Origin of the sequence: Arenimonas sp. (genome assembly GCF_035312645.1) — a bacterium.
Taxonomy (GTDB): Bacteria; Pseudomonadota; Gammaproteobacteria; order Xanthomonadales; family Xanthomonadaceae; genus Arenimonas.
The window spans coordinates 1-19,084 of the sequence record NZ_DATGBO010000039.1; the positions used below are offsets into that span (position 1 = coordinate 1).

Annotated in this window: 17 protein-coding genes; 10 read left to right on the plus strand and 7 right to left on the minus strand. The window is 63.9% G+C overall.

All coding sequences use genetic code 11. From position 1 onward, the window contains the following. Positions 1-274 precede the first annotated feature (274 nt). Entirely contained in the window at positions 275-3,316 is a 3,042-nt protein-coding gene (locus VKM35_RS03045; protein ID WP_324318219.1) for a TonB-dependent receptor, read from the plus strand. Positions 3,317-3,476: 160 nt separating this feature from the next. On the opposite strand, the gene VKM35_RS03050 is transcribed toward VKM35_RS03045, so the two are convergent. The 6 genes from VKM35_RS03050 to VKM35_RS03075 form a co-directional block, all read right to left on the minus strand. Then, the gene (locus VKM35_RS03050) at positions 3,477-3,926 is read right to left on the minus strand and encodes an SRPBCC family protein (RefSeq protein ID WP_324318221.1); all 450 of its coding nucleotides are present in this window, start codon (positions 3,924-3,926) and stop codon (positions 3,477-3,479) included. 2 nt (positions 3,927-3,928) lie between these two features. Continuing rightward, complete coding sequence (locus VKM35_RS03055) at positions 3,929-4,468, minus strand: dihydrofolate reductase family protein (RefSeq protein ID WP_324318222.1); 540 nt, start codon at positions 4,466-4,468, stop codon at positions 3,929-3,931. Positions 4,469-4,537: 69 nt separating this feature from the next. Beyond that, positions 4,538-5,095 carry a hypothetical protein gene (locus VKM35_RS03060; RefSeq protein WP_324318224.1) on the minus strand — a complete coding sequence of 186 codons (558 nt, stop codon included), beginning with the start codon at positions 5,093-5,095 and terminating at the stop codon, positions 4,538-4,540. 130 nt (positions 5,096-5,225) lie between these two features. Then, positions 5,226-5,729: a hypothetical protein gene (locus VKM35_RS03065; protein ID WP_324318226.1), complete on the minus strand. Its 504-nt coding sequence runs from the start codon at positions 5,727-5,729 to the stop codon at positions 5,226-5,228. A 151-nt stretch (positions 5,730-5,880) separates the two neighbouring features. Then, positions 5,881-6,861, minus strand: a complete 981-nt coding sequence (locus VKM35_RS03070) for an L-threonylcarbamoyladenylate synthase (RefSeq protein WP_324318229.1) — start codon at positions 6,859-6,861, stop codon at positions 5,881-5,883. Then, entirely contained in the window at positions 6,858-7,421 is a 564-nt protein-coding gene (locus VKM35_RS03075) for a GNAT family N-acetyltransferase (RefSeq protein ID WP_324318230.1), read from the minus strand. The genes VKM35_RS03070 and VKM35_RS03075 overlap by 4 nt, the downstream gene beginning before the upstream one ends. Before the next feature lie 128 nt (positions 7,422-7,549). Between VKM35_RS03075 and VKM35_RS03080 the strand changes: the two genes are divergently transcribed. The 7 genes from VKM35_RS03080 (at position 7,550) to VKM35_RS03110 (ending at position 17,123) form a co-directional block, all read left to right on the plus strand. Beyond that, on the plus strand, positions 7,550-8,725 hold the full coding sequence (locus VKM35_RS03080) for a phosphoglycerate kinase (RefSeq protein ID WP_324318233.1): 1,176 nt from the start codon (positions 7,550-7,552) through the stop codon (positions 8,723-8,725). Between the two features lie 13 nt (positions 8,726-8,738). Then, positions 8,739-10,799, plus strand: coding sequence for a DUF3857 domain-containing transglutaminase family protein (locus tag VKM35_RS03085; protein ID WP_324318235.1), 2,061 nt, complete (start codon positions 8,739-8,741; stop codon positions 10,797-10,799). Beyond that, positions 10,796-13,093, plus strand: a complete 2,298-nt coding sequence (locus tag VKM35_RS03090; RefSeq protein WP_324318237.1) for a tetratricopeptide repeat protein — start codon at positions 10,796-10,798, stop codon at positions 13,091-13,093. The genes VKM35_RS03085 and VKM35_RS03090 overlap by 4 nt, the downstream gene beginning before the upstream one ends. A 3-nt stretch (positions 13,094-13,096) precedes the next feature. After that, positions 13,097-13,732, plus strand: coding sequence for an HAD hydrolase-like protein (locus tag VKM35_RS03095; RefSeq protein WP_324318239.1), 636 nt, complete (start codon positions 13,097-13,099; stop codon positions 13,730-13,732). 52 nt (positions 13,733-13,784) lie between these two features. Next, positions 13,785-15,251: a pyruvate kinase gene (gene pyk, locus VKM35_RS03100; protein ID WP_324318241.1), complete on the plus strand. Its 1,467-nt coding sequence runs from the start codon at positions 13,785-13,787 to the stop codon at positions 15,249-15,251. A 106-nt stretch (positions 15,252-15,357) separates the two neighbouring features. Continuing rightward, positions 15,358-15,966: a hypothetical protein gene (locus tag VKM35_RS03105; protein WP_324318244.1), complete on the plus strand. Its 609-nt coding sequence runs from the start codon at positions 15,358-15,360 to the stop codon at positions 15,964-15,966. Positions 15,967-16,112: 146 nt separating this feature from the next. Beyond that, positions 16,113-17,123: a class I fructose-bisphosphate aldolase gene (locus VKM35_RS03110; RefSeq protein ID WP_324318246.1), complete on the plus strand. Its 1,011-nt coding sequence runs from the start codon at positions 16,113-16,115 to the stop codon at positions 17,121-17,123. A 108-nt stretch (positions 17,124-17,231) separates the two neighbouring features. Here VKM35_RS03110 and VKM35_RS03115 read toward each other — a convergent pair whose 3' ends face one another. Then, entirely contained in the window at positions 17,232-17,852 is a 621-nt protein-coding gene (locus VKM35_RS03115) for a DUF6498-containing protein (protein WP_324318249.1), read from the minus strand. Positions 17,853-17,959: 107 nt separating this feature from the next. On the opposite strand from VKM35_RS03115, the gene VKM35_RS03120 reads away from it, so the two are divergent. Beyond that, entirely contained in the window at positions 17,960-18,436 is a 477-nt protein-coding gene (locus VKM35_RS03120; protein WP_324318251.1) for a MarR family transcriptional regulator, read from the plus strand. Continuing rightward, positions 18,433-19,084: HlyD family secretion protein (locus tag VKM35_RS03125; RefSeq protein ID WP_324318253.1), on the plus strand; the 652-nt coding region annotated here is incomplete at its 3' end. The genes VKM35_RS03120 and VKM35_RS03125, both read left to right, overlap by 4 nt.

The following is a 19,084-nucleotide window of genomic DNA, read 5'->3' on the forward strand; positions in this document are numbered from 1 at the left end:
CCTGGGTCCGGCCCCCTCCTCGCCATGCCGCGGCGAGCCTTCCGCCAGCGCCACCCGCCGGGGCCCTCCCCGGACGCCGGGAATGTGCGCCAAGTCACTGTAGCCAAAGCGAAAACTGGCCGTTTTTGGGTCTTTTCGTGACGCCGCCTACAGAGTCGTTTAGAGGCGCTACTCAGTGTTGTTAAAGAATCGTTCCATGCTATATTCGGCCTGTCATGCCGAGTGCGTTGACATTTTCTTATCGTTTCACTCGTCCCCACCAGAGGGTTAACAAATGGCTTCCAAGATCATCACCAAGGGTCTAAAGCGGACCGCGTTGAGCGTTGCGCTCGGCATGTGCTTCGCGGGCAGCGTGTACGCGCAGTCCAACTCCACCGGTAACATCGTCGGTCAGACCACCGCCGGCGGCACCGTCGTCGTCGAAAATCCGGCGACCGGCTTCCGTCGCGAAGTCACTGCTGACGCCGCGGGCAACTACCGCGTCGGCAACCTGCCCATCGGCACGTACAAGGTTACTGCCGGCGGCCAGACGAAGGACGTCTCGGTCAGCCTCGGCGGCAACGCCCAGGGCTCCAGCCTCGGCACCGTCACCGTGCAGGGCGGCCGGTCGATCAATGCGATCGACGTCGCGTCGGTCGAGTCGACCACCATCCTGACCGCTGAGCAGATCGCCAAGATCCCGGTTCCGCGCAACATCACCTCGGTGGCGCTGCTTGCCCCGGGTACGGTGCGTGGCGACGCCGCGTTCGGCAACCTCGCTTCGTTCGGCGGCTCGTCCGTCGCCGAGAACGCGTATTTCGTCAACGGCTTCAACATCACCAACGCGTTCCAGAATCTCAATTTCGGCCAGATCCCGTTCGAAGCGATCGCCGAGCAGCAGGTCAAGACCGGCGGCTACGGCGCCGAGTTCGGTCGTTCCACCGGCGGCGTGATCAACCTGGTCACCAAGCGCGGCAGCAACGACTTCCACGCTGGCGGCAATATTTTCATCACGCCAAATTCCCTGCGCGGCAGCGACCCGAACATCTACAGCGCTGGCGGTTTCAATGTCGCCACCGGCGCGACCGACACCAGCTCCTTGCTGATCGACAACAGCAAGGACGATGGCGGCAGCAACACCACCGCGTCGATCTGGGCCAGCGGCGCGCTGGTGCAGGACCGCCTGTTTGCCTACGCACTGCTGCAGTACGGTCGCAACAACGGCGCGGAAACCTTCGGCGTAGGCAACCTGACCACGAACACGTCGGCCGCGAACAAGTCGCCGAACTGGCTGGTGAAACTCGACTGGAACATCAGCGACAGCCATCTGCTGGAACTGACCGCGTTCTCCGACAGCACGAAAACCGACACGCGCGTTTTTGAAACCGTGCCCGGCACCAGCAACCTCGGCCGCGGCGCGCTGCTCGGCACGATCTTCAACAAGGCCGGCGGCGACAGCTACGCGCTCAAGTACACCGGCTATCTCAGCGACAACTTCACCCTGACCGCGCTCTACGGCCATGGAAAAAGCAGCCGCGCCAACTACGGCGTCACCGCCGGCGGCGTGCGCGAGGAATACCAGGGCAATGTCGGTGGTCCGGTCGCGGGCTGCCCGATCATCGCCGACATCCGCGTTGGCGTGAGCACTGGCGCGGTGCCGCGCATCAAGGGCTGCGGTTTCATCGGCCTGCTCGGCAGCGTCAAGGCGCAGGATCAGCGCGACCAGTTCCGCATCGACGCCGAGTGGACGTTGGGCGATCACCTGCTGCGTTTCGGCTACGACGGCGACCGCTTCCGCAGCTTCGCCGGGCAGAGCCAGGAAGGCGGCGTGCAGTGGCGCTATTCGGGCAATCCGGCTGCGCCGGCCAGCCTGCGCGTGCGTCGCGGCATCTTCCAGACCGGTGCCGATGTGGAAGTGGATTCGAAGGCGTTCTACCTCGAGGACCGCTGGCAGATCACCGACAATTTCCTTGCCTACGGCGGCCTGCGTTGGGACAGTTTCGACAACAAGAACGGCGACGGCCAGAGTTTCGTCAAGATCGACAACCAGTTCGGCCCGCGTTTCGGATTTTCCTGGGACGTGAATGGCGACCAGAAATTCAAGGTGTTCGGCAATGCCGGTCGTTATGCGTTGCCGCTGACCGCGACCGTGGCGATCCGCGGGGCGAGCAAGTCGATCTTCAGCCAGGAACGCTTCCGCTACACCGGCGTCGATCCGGTGACCGGCGCACCGATCGGCCTCACGCCGGCGCCGAATCCGGTCTGCGGCCCGCCCGGCTACATCGGCATCTGCTATCTCAACAACGAGTTCGGCGTCGCCAAGGATCCGCGCACGATCGCTTCGCAGAACCTCAAGCCGATGTACCAGGACGAATACATCCTCGGCTTCCAGGCGCAGCTCACCGAACACATCTCCGGTGGCGTGCGCGGCATCTATCGTGATCTGAAAACCGCGATCGACGACCAGTGCGACGATCGCGCCGTCGCCGACTGGGCCGCGGAAAATCCCGGCTGGGAAACGCCGGGGCACACCGACTACGATCCGCTCAATCCCGCGCATCCGTTCTGCAAGCTCTACAACCCCGGCAGCGATATCGTCGCTTACTCGGACGTCAACGCCGACGGCAAGCTCGAGCTGGTCACCATTCCGGCCGCCAAGGCCGGCCCGAAAGCCAAGCGCAACTACAAGGCTCTGGAGTTTTTCGCCGAGGGCAACTGGGACAAGTTCTTCCTGCAGGCGTCGTATACCTGGTCGCAGAGTTACGGCAACACCGAAGGCGGCGTGAAGTCGGACATCGGCCAGGCCGATACCGGCACCACACAGGACTTCGACTATCCGGAACTGATGATCGGCTCGGAAGGTTTCCTGCCCAACGATCGTCGCCACAGCTTCAAGCTGTTCGGCAACTACGAGATCAACGACGAGTGGTCGGTCGGCGCCAGCCTGCTGGTGCAATCGGGACGTCCGATCAATTGCATCGGCATCTACAGCGACGATCCGGTCGGCTACGCCAACAGCTATTTCTCCTGCGATTCCGGTGCGCCCGCCGCGGGTTCGTCCGACAACGGCAGCAGCATCGTCCAGCGCGGCACCGCCGGCAGGACGCCGTGGTCGCGCAACCTGGATTTGAACGTGGCGTGGAAGCCGGCGTTCGCCGATGGCCATGTCACGCTCAAGTTCGACGTCTTCAACGTGTTCAACGAACACGCGGTGACGGCAGTGAGCGAGGCCGGCGAAGACGGCGTCGGCAACCCGCTCACGTCCTCGACCTACAAAACGCCTGCATCTTTCCAGGCACCGCGCTCGGCCCGCTTCATGATCCAGTACGACTTCTGATACCGCTGCAAAGCAGACGACGGGGCCACGTACCCCGCCGCTGCCGGAAGCTACCCTCGTTCCCGTGCTGTCGACCTTCCCCGGACGGCAGCACGGGATTTTTTTGCGTCAGCGTTGAGAAAATTTTTGCGATGAACGCGACAACTCCAAACGACTCCGGTTACTCCGCCACAAATTCCAGATCCGCCAGCGGCCTTCCTGTTTCCAGCAGCGTCTTCAGATTGCTGAGAATCATCGGCCAGCCGATGCAGCAGGCGGGATAGACCTTGCTCTCGGGGGCGAAGTGGTCATGGGTCATCGTCACGCGCACGACCTGACCGTTGTCGGCGATGGAAAAGCTCGCGCGTGACGGTGCTTCATCGCGGAACTCGCCGAACACGGGATGGAAGGAATAGCTCAGCGAGCGCGGTGGATCGATCGCGAGAATGGTTTGTTCATCGGTGATCTCGCCTTTGCGCCGCCACAGCACTTTCGAGCCGACGCACCAGTCCGATTCCATGCGTGTGTCAAACCAGTACTGCTGCGTGATGTCCGGATCGGTGAGTGCGGCCCAGACTTTTTCCGGTGTCGAGGCGATGTAGGTGACGATGCGGATGACGGGCGCGGACATGGCTAGGCCCGCGTCGTTGCTGCGACGATGATTTCGTATTCGCTCTGCACCAGGCCGCTTTTGTATTGGTGGGTTGCGATGTGCTTGAGCGCGATGTCCTGCGGCAGCGCACCGAACAACGGAATGCCGTCGCCGATCAGCACCGGCACGCGGGTGACGATCAGGCGCTGGATCAGGCCGGCGCGCAGGAAGCGCTGGATGGTGATGCCGCCGTCGACGTAGATATGGCCGATGCCGCGTGCGGCGAGCTGCGCGACGATAGCCGCTGGCTCTCCCGACATATGCGATACGACGGCACCCTGCGGCGCAGGCGCGAGATCGTGCGTGCTCAGTACGACCACAGGCTTGTCGCCATAAGGCCAGGGGTCGAAGGCCAACACGATTTCGTAGGTGTTTCGGCCGATGACGAGGGCATCGACCGTCGCCATGAATTCCTCGTAGCCATGCGGTTCGCCTCCGCCTGGCGGCAGGAAATCCAGCGCGCCGTCGCGGCGGGCCATGAAACCGTCGAGACTGGTGCCTACGAAGACGGAGGCTCTCATCGCGGAATCCTCTTGCGGCATGTGGCTACGACGAACGATCGCTGGCGGCGACCGTCGCGCCGCGGATCGTCAGGGCGTCGCGGTTTTCTTCTGCGTCGCGCCGCGCAATAGCAGCAGCGCGGTTTTCACGACTGCTTCCGAACCATCGTTGCTGAGTATCGTAAAGGTGGTCGCCAGTTCGCCGACTGGCAGGATGCCTTGGGTCACGTATTTGTACTCGCCGGGCTTCGGTGCGCGATCGGTCGCGGAAAAATAGTAGCCGACGGCACCCGCGCCCTTGAGGCTTTTTGTTTCGATGGTTTTTTCCACGGACTGCGGCTTCAAGGTCTCCGCGGCATCGGCGACTTGCTTGTGCAGGCTGGCTGCGTCCAGTGGCGGCGCCTTGCCATCCATCGGCCAGAGCGGCGTGAGGTAGAACTCGAATGCGGGGCCGGTTTTCGCGGTGAATTTCAACGTCGGCGGAAGATCGTTGCCGGGCTGCTCGACGTCGACCTGCCAGGCATCGGGTACGGCGATCGCCAGCGCGCCGTGGCCGGGCAATGGAAATTCCCGGATCGGGGTTTCGCCGGCGAAAGCGCCTTGCGCGAACAACAGCGCGAAAGCCAGCGATACGAATGGCTTGAACATTTTCGATCTCCTTGTTCGTGACTGGGCGTGAGCGCCTGGAGCTGGCTACGACGGCAAGACTGTAGCTCGTTCACGACGGCCGAGGTAGCGAAACAGCGGATTTTCATCCGCCTCGTTTGAGTACGATCAGTCAGGCCCGCCTGCGTCGTGCAAGCAGCGACCGCAGGCAGGAAAAAACGGCGATCAGGCCGAGCGATGCCAGCGCAAACCCGGGTAGCACGTTCAGCCAAAATGCCAGCGGATCGAACTTCAGCACGATCAGGTGCTCGAACGGCGTATGGAAATGGCCTTGCGAATCGAAAAAGAATTGCGGGTGGCAAGGAAGGCGGCGGTTGCATTTGACCAGGCCACTGGAAAGCAACGGATACAGGTGCCAGAAAATGGCCGTGGAAAAAGACGCGAAGCACAGCAGCCAGATCGACGCGCTGCCGCGAGACATCGGCGCGGCTCGCCGCGTCGACTGCAACGAATATTCGAGCAGGAAGGCGATCATTGCCAGGATCAGGAAAATGATGCCGATGAGAAAAGGGTCGAGGCCCGTGACTGGTGTGGCGTGATCCCTGACGAAAGCCCGCATTATCTCGGCGGCAATTTCGCCGCTCAGATTCGATGTGTTCGGCGCTGGGTTCGTCATGGCGGTGCGGTCATCATTTCCGTTGGGCAGGCAAAAACACTGGACGCGCGGCCAGCAATGAAAAATACACCAGGCCGAACGCGACCACGCGCTGTGGCGCGTCGATACACAGGCTACTGCCGCCGAGGCCGAATTGCGGTTCGTGCCGGGATCACGGTGCGTCGTCGTCCGGTCCGGCACCGACCGCGGCGCGGCGCAGGCGATCGTTCACCGCCAGCCAGGCGATGCCTTCCGGTGGGCGCTCGACCAACAGGATGTTCGCAGCCATCGCATCCAGCGTTCGCAGCGCCGCATAAAGCCCATGTGCAACGGCGTCGGGATGGCCCGGAAGCACGATACCTTCGTTGTCGTCGACGAGCGCATCGAACATCAGTACGGCGACGCGTTTGCCGAGCGCGCGCTGTTGCTGCGCCTCGGCCAGCAGCGCGGTCCGCGCCAGCATCAACATCGGCGTGCGCGGCGCGTAGTGCGCGTCCAGCGTGCCGGAGGCGCGTGGGCTGGCGTGATCGCCACCGACGGCGACCGCACCGATCACTGTTTCGATCTGTTCTTGCGAAATCATTCCCGGGCGCAGGATGCGCGGCACATCGCCGGACAAATCGACGATCGTGCTTTCGATGCCGACCTCGCAATCGCCACCGTCGAGCACGATGGGAACGCCAGCGCCGAATTCATCGCGCACATGCGCCGCGGTGGTCGGGCTGATGCGGCCGAAACGGTTGGCCGACGGCGCCGCGAGGCCACCGGCGAACTCCCGCAGCAGCTGCAGGGCGATCGGATGCGCCGGGCAGCGCAGGCCGACGGTGTCCTGGCCACCAGTGACGACATCGGGAACGCTCGCCTGCTTGCGCAGGATCATGGTCAACGGGCCCGGCCAGAAAGCCTGCGCCAATTTCCATGCAGCCTCCGGAACGACGCGTGCCCATTGCGGCAAAGCATCGCTGCTGGCGATATGCACGATCAGTGGATGGTCGGCGGGGCGTCCCTTGAGCGCGAAGATTTTTTTCACCGCCTCGGCGTTCGCGGCATCGGCGGCGAGTCCATAAACCGTTTCGGTGGGCAGGCCGATCACTTCGCCGCCGCGCAGGGCCGCGAGCGCTTCAGCAAGCCGCGTCGACGAAAGAGGGCTCATGCGCGCACGTAGTCTTCGGGCAACAGGCCGTAGAAGGCCGTGTCGCAGACTTCGCCGTTGACGCGCCAGCGTTTGCGCAACAGGCCTTCGCGGACGAAGCCGATGCGTTCGAGCAGGCGCGCGGAAGCTTCGTTGCGTGGGTCGATGTCGGCTTCGATGCGCACCAGGCCGACGGTGTCGAAGGCGAAGCCGATCGCGCAACGCAGGGCTTCAGTGGCTATGCCGCGGCCCTGGAAATCGGGCGACAGGCTGTAGCCGATCTCCAGGCGCCTCTGTTCGCGATGCAGAGAGAAAAAGGTCAGCGCGCCGATCAATGTGTCGGAAGCGGCATCGGCGATCGCCCAGGGAAAGATTTCGCCGGCCTCCATCGCCGCCCAGGCCCGCGCCAGGTATTGCTCGGCCTGGCTGCGCTCGGTCCAGGCCGGGAAGCTCCAGTAGCGCATCACCCGCGGGTCGGAATACAGCGCGAACATCGCCTCGACGTCGCCGTCGCGATATGGCCGCAGGCGCAGGCGGGCGCTTTCCAGCACGGGCACGGAGTAGGTTGCGGTTTCGCTCATGCCGCGATTGTCCCACAGGCCTGTCGCGCCCGGTTTGGCGGTGGGGCCGGGCGCAGGCGACAATTGCGCCCTGGCCGCGCGGGATGCGGCCCTTCTTTCCGCCGTTTCGCACCACTGCAGGAGCCGCCATGTCCATCCTCCGCCTCTCCGATCTCGATCTCGCCGGCAAGCGCGTACTGATCCGCGAAGACCTCAACGTGCCGGTCAAGGACGGCGTGATCACTTCCGAGCAGCGCATCACCGCGGCCTTGCCAACAATCAAACTGGCGCTGGAAAGAGGCGCGGCGCTGATGGTGACCTCGCATCTTGGCCGACCGAAAGAGGGCGTGTGGACGCAGGAGGATTCGCTGGCGCCTGTCGCCGCGCGCCTGTCGCAGTTGCTGGGCCGTGACGTGCCGCTGATCCGCGACTGGATCGATGGCGTCGACGTCGCGCCGGGCCAGATCGTGCTGCTGGAAAATTGCCGCATGAACGTCGGCGAGGCAAAAGACGACGAAGCGCTGTCGAAAAAATACGCCGCGCTCTGCGATATCTATTGCATGGACGCCTTCGGCACCGCGCATCGCGCGCAGGCATCCACGCACGGCGCGATCCGTTTCGCCAACATCGCCTGCGGTGGCCCGCTGCTGATGGCCGAACTCGACGCGCTGGCGAAAGCGCTGGAAAATCCTGCGCGGCCGTTGCTCGCGATCGTCGCCGGTTCCAAGGTGTCGACCAAGCTCGAACTGCTGGCCAACCTGGTTGGCAAGGTCGACCAGTTGATCGTCGGCGGCGGCATTGCCAATACCTTCATCGCGGCGATGGGTTATCCGGTCGGCAAGTCCCTGTGCGAGCACGACCTGATCGCCACCGCGAAGAAAATCATGGCCGACGCGAAAGCGCGCGGCGCCGACATTCCGATTCCGGTCGACGTGGTGGTGGCTACGGCTTTCGCCGCTGATTCGCCCGCGACGGTGAAGCTGGTCGCCGACGTCGGCGCCGACGACCTGATCCTCGATATCGGTCCGCAGACCAGCGCGCGCTACGCCGCGATGATCCAGTCCGCCGGCAGCGTGATCTGGAATGGTCCGGTCGGCGTGTTCGAGTTCGACGCTTTCGGCAAGGGTACGCAAGTGCTGGCGAAGGCGATCGCGGCTTCGCCGGCGTTTTCCATCGCTGGCGGCGGCGATACGCTGGCCGCCGTGGACAAATACGGCGTCGAGGCTGGGATCAGCTACATTTCCACCGGCGGCGGTGCGTTTCTGGAGTTCTGCGAAGGCAAGGAATTGCCGGCGGTTACTGCGTTGAAAGCACGATCCCTCTGAGCAAGGACAACTGATGCGTCGGTTAATGCTGTTGCTGGTTCTCACCCTTTCGTTTTTCTCCGCTGCTGCATTCGCGCAGACAACACCGCCGGAAAAACAGTACGACCGCGGCGAGTTCAAATTCACGGTGGCGGCACCGGCGGCCTTCGTGCAGGTGCGCACGGTGCCGGCGGCCTGGGACGCGAATGCGCCCGGCAGCAAGGGCGAGCGCTGGCGCTACTGGTTGCATGACGAGCAGATCGATCGCCGCCCCGGCCAGGACATCGCCTATTCCGATCATGTCTACGAGCCGGTGTCGCCGGAACTGGTCGGTGAAGCCGGCAAGTTCAAGATCGGCTTCAGTCCGCAGTTCCAGCAGCTGACCATCCATCGCGCGGAAATCCGTCGCGACGGTCACTGGCTCAATCGCCTCGACCCCGAAGCTATCTCGCTGGTGCGGCGCGAGTCCGGTTTCGAGCAGGATCTTTCCGATGGCCAAGTCACGGCGTTGATCGTGCTCGACGACGTCCGCCCCGGCGACCTGATCCGCGTGAGCTTCTCGATCAAGGGCGTCAATCCGATTCTCGGCGGCAACATCGAGGACAGCAGTCACCTGGCCTGGATCGATCCGGTGCTCGATCATTATTTCCGCGTGCTGTATCCGCGCGATGCCGAGATCAGCACTCATTCCGGCAAAGGCGCGCCAGCGCTGACGGTGACCAGGCTTGCCGACGCATTGGAAGCGTCGGTGCACGCGCATGGCATCGCCGGCGTGCAATCGGAAGACGATTTCCCCAACTGGTACGACCCGCTGCCGATGGTGCAGGTTGCGCAGAAACGCAGCTGGGCCGATGTCGCTGCCTGGGCGCGACCGCTGTATCCGGACAAGCCGGCGCTGCCGCCCGAACTCGAAGCACGTATCGCCACCTGGGCGAAGATCGCCGATCCGTATCGGCGCGCGATGACGGTGCTGACCGCGATGCAGGAAGAAGTGCGCTATTTCGGCATCGAGATGGGCGCGAGTTCGCATCGGCCGACCGCACCGGCGGAAACCTGGACGCGACGCTGGGGCGATTGCAAGGACAAGGCGTATCTCACCGCGGTGGTATTGCGCCGTCTTGGCTATGAGGCCGATCCTGCGCTGGTATCGACGACCACGGGCCGCGGCATCGGCGACTACACCCCCGCTGCCTCGGTGTTCAATCACGTGATCGTGCGCGTGAAAATCGCCCAGGACACGTTCTGGTTCGATGCCACCGCGACGCAGCAGCGCGGTGATCCGCGCCAGCTCGATCTGTTCGATTACGGTCTGGCCCTGCCGATCGCCGAGGGCGTGACCGCGCTGGAGCCGGTGCTCGCGCCCAAGGGCGTAAGCAACGGCAAGAGCATTGTCGAGCGCTACATCCCCAGTGCCGACGGCAAGACGATCGATCTGCGCATCGACAGCGAATTTCACGGCAGACTCGCCGATCGCATGCGTCGCGACATCAAGTCCGAAGGCATCGCGGAAGTGTCGCGCAGCTATTCCGATTACTACCGCAAACGCCATGGCGCGCTCGATGTCGTCGAGCCGGCTGCGACCGTCGACGACGAGAACGCCAACGTCCTGCGCATGAGCGAACACTATCGCCTCAAGGAAGCCTGGGAAGACGGCGACGGCGCCTCGCGCGTGATCGAGGTTTATGCCGAAGGCCTGGCCGCAGCCGCAGCGCTGCCGAAATCCATGTCGCGTACGGCGCCGCTGTCCTTGTCGCGGCCGGAGACGATCTCGCACGAAATCCGCCTGGAATTGCCGCCGGGCTGGTCGTCGTCGGGCACCGATGCCGATGTCGTCGAGAAGAATCCATCCTTCCAGTATCTGCGCCAGATCAAGCACGTCGGCCAGACCGTGATCGTCCACCACGACATGAAGGTGCTCAGCGACTACGTGCCGGCCGACCAGCTCGACGCGTATCTGCGGCAGATGCGCAAGGTCAGCGATAGCCTCGGTCGCCGCCTGTACGTGCAGATGCCCGATGCGCTGCACAAGGAGGATCGCGACGAGCGCCTGAAGAGCCTGCTGCGTGGTGTGATCGAGCAGGGCTCGGCGAAATGAGTTCAAGCAACGGCAAGGGAATGCGGATGTCGACGACAGTGAAATGGCTTTGCGGATTTGCCCTGGCAGTGACGACGATGAACGCCTGCGCCGGCGAGAAAGTCGCCGCGGCGCCGGCGGATGTCCAGGATGCGACTCCGGCCGCGCTGTGGCGCGACTATCTGGCCACAGCCGATTCCGCTGCAGTGGTGAAGGCCTACGAAGTGGTCTTCGCGGTGCAGGGCAAGGGCGGCGTCGACGTCGAGAAATGCCGCACGCACCATCAGGAATTCGAGGATGGCCTGAAGGTCGTGCCGGTCGGCGCCGGACTCTGGTACAACGCCTACCTGTGCGCCAAGGCCGAGGGCGACGAGGCGCGCTCGGACCGTTATTTCAAGCATTTCTCCGCGCTCGCCGCGTACGCGTTCGCGCAGGCGTCGGATGATCCGCAGGCGCCGCCGATCCGCGTCACGCACATGGTTGACGTCGAATCGCTGGTCGCAGCCAGCGGCATGAACCAGCTCTATTCCTGGTACGGCACGGACGATCGTGGCCCCTACCTGCCGATCACCGTCGCCTTGTGGGATGCCGAGGCGAAGACCGAGCGGCATTTCCGCTTCGACATGCTCGATACCTTCATCAAGATCGGCCGGAAAATTCCCCATCGCGAGCTGCCGTCGGCGCGTTACTACCTGATGAAGTCCTATCTCGACCAGCAGGCCGCAGACAAGGCGATCATCGGCGTCGACATGATCGCGATGCGGGCGGCAGCGGCGGAAGAATCGCCGCAGAAGCAGATCGAAATACTGCGCGCGGCGGCCAAGCAGGGCGGCATCAACTCGCTGCATCTGTGGTTGCAGGTATGCGTGCTTTCGCCGTTTCCCGAGTGCGGCGACGGCTTGATCGACAACCTGCTGCCGATGGCGGAAGCGCGCGACGCGCTGCCGATGGTCTATCTCGCCTTCGCTTACAGCGAGGGCGTCGGCGTCAAGCGCGACATGGACGCGGCGATGGCCCTGCTCGACGGCGCCGACAAGCAATGGAGCAAGGGCCAGGCGACCGCCGAATTCGCCCGCACTTATCTGCAGTATCACGAGCTGCCATTTCCGGCGTCGTTGCAGGAACGCCTGCTGCGCGCGAAAGCCGCCGGCAATCCTGTTCCCGATCGACTCTGGCTGGGCGCGAAGATTCACGCCAAGGATTACCCGGCATTGACTGCGGACGAGTTGAAAACGCTGCAGGACCAGGCCGCGCGCGGCGCAGTATCGGCGATGGCGATGCTTGCGGATTACTACCAGTTCCAGGACAACGACAAGCCAGCGATATTGTTGTGGACGAAAAAAGCTGCCGACGCAGGTTCTCCTGTCGCCGAGCAGGACTATGGGTTGATGCTGATCGATGGCGATGTCGTCGCGAAAGACGCCGTCCTCGGTGAGCAGTGGCTGCAGCGCGCGGGCAACGGTGGCCTGCGGTATTCGATGCGCTATGTCGCGTTCCTGCGCGAGCGCGCCAACGATTGGCCGGGCGCCGAACAATGGCTGCTCAGCGGCGCACTGTACGAAGACGAAGATTCGCTGCTGGAACTCGCGACGCTGTATCTATCGAAGCATCCGGGCATCAGTTCGGGGCCGGAGCGCGGCGTGGAAATCTATCGGGACATGGCGAAGTACGGCTCGCACAAAGCCCGTCGCGGCCTGGCGCTGCTGCTGGTCGCCGGCGAGCATGTCGACAAGGATGGCGCGCAGGCGAAATCGCTGCTGCTCAAGGATGCCGAGGCCGGCGACGATGATTCGCAGCTGCAGCTCGGCCGCGGCTATTTGAATGGTGACTTTGGCGCGGTCGATGAAGGCGAGGGCCTGCGTTGGCTGAACAAGGCCATCGCTGCGGGTAATCAGAACGCGGCCGATTCCCTGGCGTTCTGGCACTACTACAAGGACACGAAACCCGATGCGCACGCGCAGGCCGCGGCCCTGTGGCGGGGCGCAGTCGCGAAGAAGAACCAGAATGCGTACAACAATTTCGCCTGGGTATCGTGCACCTCGCCGGATCCGGCGGTGTTCGATGCCAAGGAAGGACTGCGCATCGTCGAGCTGCTTGGTGATGTCGACAAACTGGTGCCCGGCGCCGCCGACACCGTAGCCAGTTGCTACGCCGCGGCGGGGCAGTTTGAGCGCGCGGCGAAGTTGCAGCAGCAGATCATCGATCGTGCAGCGAAGGCCGATGCCAAGGATTCGTCGCTGCCCGGTTTTCGCGAGCGCCTAGCGCTGTATGCAGCCGGCAAGCGCTATGTCGAAACGCCCGCAGCGAAGCCCTGAGCCATGGCGATTCTTTTTTTCGACCTTGACGGGACGTTGATCGATTCCGCCGTCGGCATTACCCGCTGCGTCGCTTATGCGTTGGAAAAACTCGGCGAGCCAGTGCCTGCAGACGCGGAACTGCGACGCTGGATCGGCCCGTCGCTGCGCGACAGCTTCGGGCCTTTGCTCGGCGATTCCGCGCGCACCGAACGCGCGGTCGAGTTGTACCGCGAGCGCTTCGATGCGCTGGGCTGGACCGAACACGAAGTCTATCCGGGCATCGCCGAAGCGATCGAAGGACTGCACGCCGACGGTCACCGTCTGGCGGTGGTCACGGCGAAGAACGAGCCGCATGCGGTACGGATCCTCGATCACCTGCCGTTCGGGCATCGTTTCGAAACGGTATCCGGTGCAACCATCGATGGCCGCATCAGCCACAAGCCGGAGCTGATCGCCGCTGCAACGGAGCGTCTGCAAGTCGCCGCCAGCGCATGCTGGATGATCGGCGACCGGCGCATGGACATCGAGGGCGCGAACCATCACCGCATGCGCAGCGTCGGCGTCGCCTGGGGTTTCGGCGGCGAGGACGAACTGCGCGCTGCCGGCGCCACGCAAATCATTTCCGCGCCCGCGCAACTTCGCCCGCTGTTCGCGTAAACAGGCACGCACAGGCCTGTGGTAGCGTGTTGCCGACTATCAGGAAGACACCATGAGCTTTGATCTGCGTCGCACCAAAATCCTCGCTACGCTCGGCCCGGCCACCGATGCGCCGGGCGTGCTCGACGACCTCATCCGCGCCGGCGTCAACGTCGTGCGCCTGAACTTTTCCCACGGCACGCCCGAGCACCACGGCGAGCGCGTTGCCGCAGTGCGCGCTGCGGCGCTGCGCCAGGGCCGCGAGGTCGGCATCCTCGCCGACCTGCAGGGACCGAAGATCCGCATCGAGAAATTCGCCGCCGGCAAGGTCGAGCTCAAGGCTGGCCAGAAATTCACGCTGATCTGTCGCGCCGATGCGCCCGAAGGCGACGCCACGCAGGTCGGCGTCAGCTATCTCGGCTTGGTCGCCGATGTCCGCGTTGGCGACACCCTGTTGCTCGACGACGGCCTGATGGCGGTGAAGGTCGATGCGATCGCTGGCGACAACATCCACACCACCGTGCTTACCGATGGCTACCTTTCCAATCGCAAGGGTCTCAATCGTCTCGGTGGTGGTCTGTCGCTGGGCGCGCTGACCGACCAGGACAAGGCGCATATCGTCATCGCCGCGCAACTGGACGTCGATTTCCTCGCGGTGTCGTTCTGTCGTTCCGCCGCGGACATGGACGAGGCGCGGTCGCTGGCGCGCGCCGCCGGCAGCGATGCCGGGCTGGTCGCGAAGATCGAGCGTGCCGAGGCGATTGAAAATCTTGTCGAAATTACCATTGCCTCCGATGCGGTGATGGTCGCGCGCGGCGATCTCGGCGTGGAGATCGGCGATGCCGAACTGCCCGGGCTGCAGAAAAAAATTATCCGCACCGCCCTCGAATACAACCGCGTGGTGATCACCGCCACGCAGATGCTGCAGTCGATGGTCGACAATCCGATCCCGACGCGCGCCGAAGTCCTCGACGTCGCCAACGCGGTGATCGACGGCACCGATGCCGTGATGCTGTCGGCGGAAACCGCCTCGGGCCAGTATCCGGTCAAGGCGGTCGAGGCGATGGTGCGCATCTGCCTGGGCGCCGAGCGCCAGTTCGATCACGAGACCGATTTCGAGGCGGCGCCGCGCAATCTCGAGCGCGCCGACCAGGCGATTGCGATGGCCGGAATGTTCCTGGCCGAACACATCAAAGTGCGGGCGATCCTCGCGCTCACCGAGTCCGGCGGCACTGCGCGTTACCTGTCGCGTTTCCGTTCGTCGGTGCCGATCTTCGGCCTGTCGCGGCATGATGGCGCGCGTCGCAAGATGGCGCTGATGCGCGATGTCTTCCCGATCAATTTCGACAGCCGCGGCCTGCCCACCCGCGAAGCCGCGCGCGGTGCGACCAAGCAGTTGTTCGAACTGGAACTGCTGACCGAAGGCGATCGCGTGCTGGTGACCAGCGGCGACCACATGGAATTGCACGGCGCTACCAACACCTTGCGTCTGTTGCAGGTCGGCGCGAGCGGCGTGGCGGAAGGCCTGGGCGAGTTGTAATCGCGTCGGATTCGATGGTCGTTTCCGCGCAGACAGCGGGGAATTTTGATTCGGCCGTTCGGCTGTGGTAACAAGCACTCCACCCTCAACCCTTTCGGACTTTCCCATGGCTTCCCTGCGCACCCCCTTGATTGCCATCCTGCTTCTTGGCGCGACTACCGGCGTTGGTCTCGCCGCCAAGACGCCACTCATCGTGTCCGCCTCCGATCTGGCCTCGCATTACAAGCCTGCGCCGGACGTGCAGCCTGCTGTTCCCGGATATCCGGCGGCTGCCGTCGACAAGAGCGAAGACGTCTGTATCAGCCTCGGCTTCCAGGTGAACCCGGACGGCAAGACGTCCGAAATGTCCGTGCTCAAGGTCTGGAGCAGCAAGTCGCCGAAAAAGCAGCCCAAGGACGAGGTGATCAATCCCTTCCTGCGCAACGCCGCGGCAGCCGTGTCCCTGTGGCGTTTCGTCCCGGCCAAGCCCGGCGCCGAAGCGGAAACTGTTTACACATCCACCGCGATTCCGTTCGCCGGGAATGCCGGCAGCAGCGCCGATCAGGTGCGCAGCAATTGCGAGATCAATGATCTCAAGGCATTCGTGACCCGGGCACAGCAGCAGGCATACCGCCGCGGCGACATGAACAAGGCGCGGACGGAAGAGGCACAGCGCGTCAACACCCATGTCAACGAGGACGTGAACAATGTCCTGCGTCGCACCAACGGCGGCTGAGTTTTCATATTGATTCGCGCCGGTCTCCGGCCGCCGGCCATGCGATGGATGTCATGGCGCGGCCGGGGCCATCTGCAAGTCATTGAAAATGCGGGGGCGAATCGTCTCCGTTATAATCGCCGGCTCACCAAACCAACGGAATCGCCATGAGCATCGACCAACTCGCCGACATCGCCCAGGCCATGGTGGCCGCAGGCAAGGGCATCATCGCCATCGATGAGTCCAACTCCACCATCAAGAAGCGTTTCGACGGCGTCGGCATCGACTGCAGCGAAGAAAACCGCCGCGCCTATCGCGAGATGCTACTGACCACGCCGAAGCTCGGCGACTACATCTCCGGCGCGATCCTGTTCGACGAAACGCTGCGCCAGAAAACCAAGGCCGGCGTGCCGTTCACCGAAGTCATGATGCAGAACGGGATCATCCCGGGCATCAAGGTCGACAAGGGCCCGGCGCCGCTGGCCGGGTTCCCGGGCGAAGTCGTCACCGAAGGCCTCGATGGCCTGCGCGAGCGACTGCGCGAGTACGCACAGCTCGGAGCTCGCTTCGCCAAGTGGCGCGCGGTGATCAACATCGGCGAAGACATGCCGTCCGGCACGGCGATCGAAGCCAACAGCCACATGCTCGCGCGTTATGCCGCGCTCTGCCAGGAAGCCGGCATCGTGCCGATGGTGGAACCGGAAGTGATCATGGATGGCGACCACGACATCGACGTCTGCTACGAAGTCACCGAAGTCGTGCTGCGTTCGCTGTTCGCCGCGCTGTACGACCAGAACGTGATGCTCGAAGGCACCATCCTCAAGGCCAGCATGGTCGTCTCCGGCAAGGATTGCCCGGAGCAGGCCAGCGTCGAGGACGTTGCCGAAATGACCGTGCGCTGCCTCAAGGCGACGGTGCCGGCGAATCTGCCGGGCATCGTGTTCCTGTCCGGCGGCCAGTCTGACGAAGACGCGACCGCCCACCTCAACGCCATGAACCAGCTCGGCCCGCTGCCCTGGCCGCTGAGCTTCAGCTACGGCCGCGCGATGCAGACCGCCGCGCTCAAGACCTGGTCCAAGGATCTGGTCGGCAACCTCGGCGCCGCGCAGCAGACGGTATTCGCACGCGCCAAGGACAATGGCATGGCGGCGCTCGGCAAGTGGGTCAAACCCGCCTGATCGCGTTCGCGATGCAGCAATGAAAACGCCGGCGAAAGCCGGCGTTTTCGTTTCGTAGGAGCGGTCACGACCGCGAATTTTCCGCCGAATCGGAATATTTCTTGCGAGTCAGGCGTCCGCCGCCTGGTTCGCGAAATTCCTGTCGATGCGATCGAGCAGCACATCGGCGACGGTCTTCAGCGGAACGAACAACAGCAATCCGCCGCTGCCCATCATGGTCGCGCCGAACACGATGCTCAGATGGATCGGCACCACGCGCAGATAGGGCAGAAACATCAATGCGCCCAGATTCGGCCGGCCGCGGGCATCGGCCGCCACCTGCTCGGTAAAAGTCTTGCGCTGCGCATACGTGAAGGAATAGCCGGCGGCTGCGATCAGCACGACATCAAGGAATCCAGCGGGGCGCGCTTCGGCGAGCAGGAAGAGCAGATAGAAAAGATGAAAGAAACCGTAGTGGATCACGAAGAATTTCGCGGTCTCGCGCTTGCCGGTCTCGTTCTCGGGCACGGGCTCTTCATTGCTGCCGGAAGTGAAGCCCTCGGTGCTGAATGCCTGCAGCGCCAGCATGCGTTTGCGCGCATACCAGCCGATGATCACGCTCTGCAGCCAGTATGGCCAGAGCAGGGTGGCGACCGGCCAGTGCAGCGCCAGGCCGAGCACCAGCGTCAGCGCATTCGAGCCGACCAGGCTCCAGGTTGCGTCGCCAGACCCGCTGCTTTCTTCCCGCATTCCGCATCCCCGGACCCATTCCCCGGCCTCCAGTCTGCCAGTCCCTTGGCTCACGGAGGGGTTTGGGGTTGAAAATACTAGCCTAGGCAACTATATTCATGGCAGGCATGAATACCCCAGACAAATCCGCTTTCGGCTACCTGGTCTCGGACATCACCCGGTTGTTCCGGCGCGTGTTCGACCGGCGCTCGTCGCAACTGGGCCTGACCCGCGCGCAATGGCGCGCCCTCAGCCGCATCGAACGCGCCGAAGGCCTGAGCCAGACGCAGCTCGCCGAAGACCTGGATCTCGAGCCCATCGCCATCGGCCGTGTCGTTGACCGCCTTGAGAACGCCGGTTTCATCGAGCGCCGCGCCGACCCCAACGACCGCCGCTGCTGGTGCCTCTACCTTGCACCGAAATCGGCCGAGGTCATGGCTGGCATGAAACGCATTTCTTCCGTGCTGCGCGAGGACGTCCTTGCCGGCATCGACCCCTCCGAACTCGCCATCACCCTGCGCGTTCTGGCTACCGTCAAAGACACGCTCAACGAACTCGACAAGGAGGGTCGCCCGCCGGCGATCCGCAAACAGGCAAAGCCATGACCACCGAACTCAAACCCGCCGCCCGCATCAACGAAGCCCAGCCCGCGGCGCGCCGGCGCGTACCGCGCTGGCTATGGATCGCCGGGCCGCTGCTGGTGCTGGCCTTGTTCGCCTGGGAATTCGTGATTTCCAGCCGCAGCGTCGAAACCGACAACGCCTATGTGAAAGCCGACCGCGTGATGATCTCCAGCCAGGTCAGCGGCCGCGTGATCGAAGTGCTGGTCGGGCAGAACGAGGCGGTGAAGAAAGGCCAGCTGCTTTATCGCATCGACCCCGCGCCGCTGAAGATCGCGCTCGCCGAAGCCGAAGCGCGCCTGGCCAAGGTCGCCGACAGCACCGGCGCCAGCCGCGCCGGCATCCGCGAAAGCGACGCCGCGCTGCGTTCGGCGCAGGAAACCCTGGGCTGGGCGCAGCAGGCATTCACCCGGCAGCAGCAGCTGCTTGCGCGCGGCCTGGTCGCGCAGAAAGCACTGGACGATGCCCGCCATGCCTTGTCGGAAGCGCAGGCGCAGCGCGACAGCATGGTCGCCGCGCAGGAGAAAGCCCGCGCCACGCTCGGCGGCAAGCCCGGTTCGGCGCTGGAACAGTTGCCCGACTATCAGGAAGCGCTGGCGGTGCGCGATCAGGCCCGCCTCGATCTCGCGCATG

What these genes read in the sequence shown, in the direction of transcription:
- VKM35_RS03045 (WP_324318219.1), top strand. Translation starts at nt 275, where the DNA reads ATGGCTTCCAAGATCATCACCAAGGGTCTAAAGCGGACCGCGTTGAGC.
- VKM35_RS03050 (WP_324318221.1), bottom strand. Translation starts at nt 3,926, where the DNA reads ATGTCCGCGCCCGTCATCCGCATCGTCACCTACATCGCCTCGACACCG.
- VKM35_RS03055 (WP_324318222.1), bottom strand. Translation starts at nt 4,468, where the DNA reads ATGAGAGCCTCCGTCTTCGTAGGCACCAGTCTCGACGGTTTCATGGCC.
- VKM35_RS03060 (WP_324318224.1), bottom strand. Translation starts at nt 5,095, where the DNA reads ATGTTCAAGCCATTCGTATCGCTGGCTTTCGCGCTGTTGTTCGCGCAA.
- VKM35_RS03065 (WP_324318226.1), bottom strand. Translation starts at nt 5,729, where the DNA reads ATGACGAACCCAGCGCCGAACACATCGAATCTGAGCGGCGAAATTGCC.
- VKM35_RS03070 (WP_324318229.1), bottom strand. Translation starts at nt 6,861, where the DNA reads ATGAGCCCTCTTTCGTCGACGCGGCTTGCTGAAGCGCTCGCGGCCCTG.
- VKM35_RS03075 (WP_324318230.1), bottom strand. Translation starts at nt 7,421, where the DNA reads ATGAGCGAAACCGCAACCTACTCCGTGCCCGTGCTGGAAAGCGCCCGC.
- VKM35_RS03080 (WP_324318233.1), top strand. Translation starts at nt 7,550, where the DNA reads ATGTCCATCCTCCGCCTCTCCGATCTCGATCTCGCCGGCAAGCGCGTA.
- VKM35_RS03085 (WP_324318235.1), top strand. Translation starts at nt 8,739, where the DNA reads ATGCGTCGGTTAATGCTGTTGCTGGTTCTCACCCTTTCGTTTTTCTCC.
- VKM35_RS03090 (WP_324318237.1), top strand. Translation starts at nt 10,796, where the DNA reads ATGAGTTCAAGCAACGGCAAGGGAATGCGGATGTCGACGACAGTGAAA.
- VKM35_RS03095 (WP_324318239.1), top strand. Translation starts at nt 13,097, where the DNA reads ATGGCGATTCTTTTTTTCGACCTTGACGGGACGTTGATCGATTCCGCC.
- pyk (WP_324318241.1), top strand. Translation starts at nt 13,785, where the DNA reads ATGAGCTTTGATCTGCGTCGCACCAAAATCCTCGCTACGCTCGGCCCG.
- VKM35_RS03105 (WP_324318244.1), top strand. Translation starts at nt 15,358, where the DNA reads ATGGCTTCCCTGCGCACCCCCTTGATTGCCATCCTGCTTCTTGGCGCG.
- VKM35_RS03110 (WP_324318246.1), top strand. Translation starts at nt 16,113, where the DNA reads ATGAGCATCGACCAACTCGCCGACATCGCCCAGGCCATGGTGGCCGCA.
- VKM35_RS03115 (WP_324318249.1), bottom strand. Translation starts at nt 17,852, where the DNA reads ATGCGGGAAGAAAGCAGCGGGTCTGGCGACGCAACCTGGAGCCTGGTC.
- VKM35_RS03120 (WP_324318251.1), top strand. Translation starts at nt 17,960, where the DNA reads ATGAATACCCCAGACAAATCCGCTTTCGGCTACCTGGTCTCGGACATC.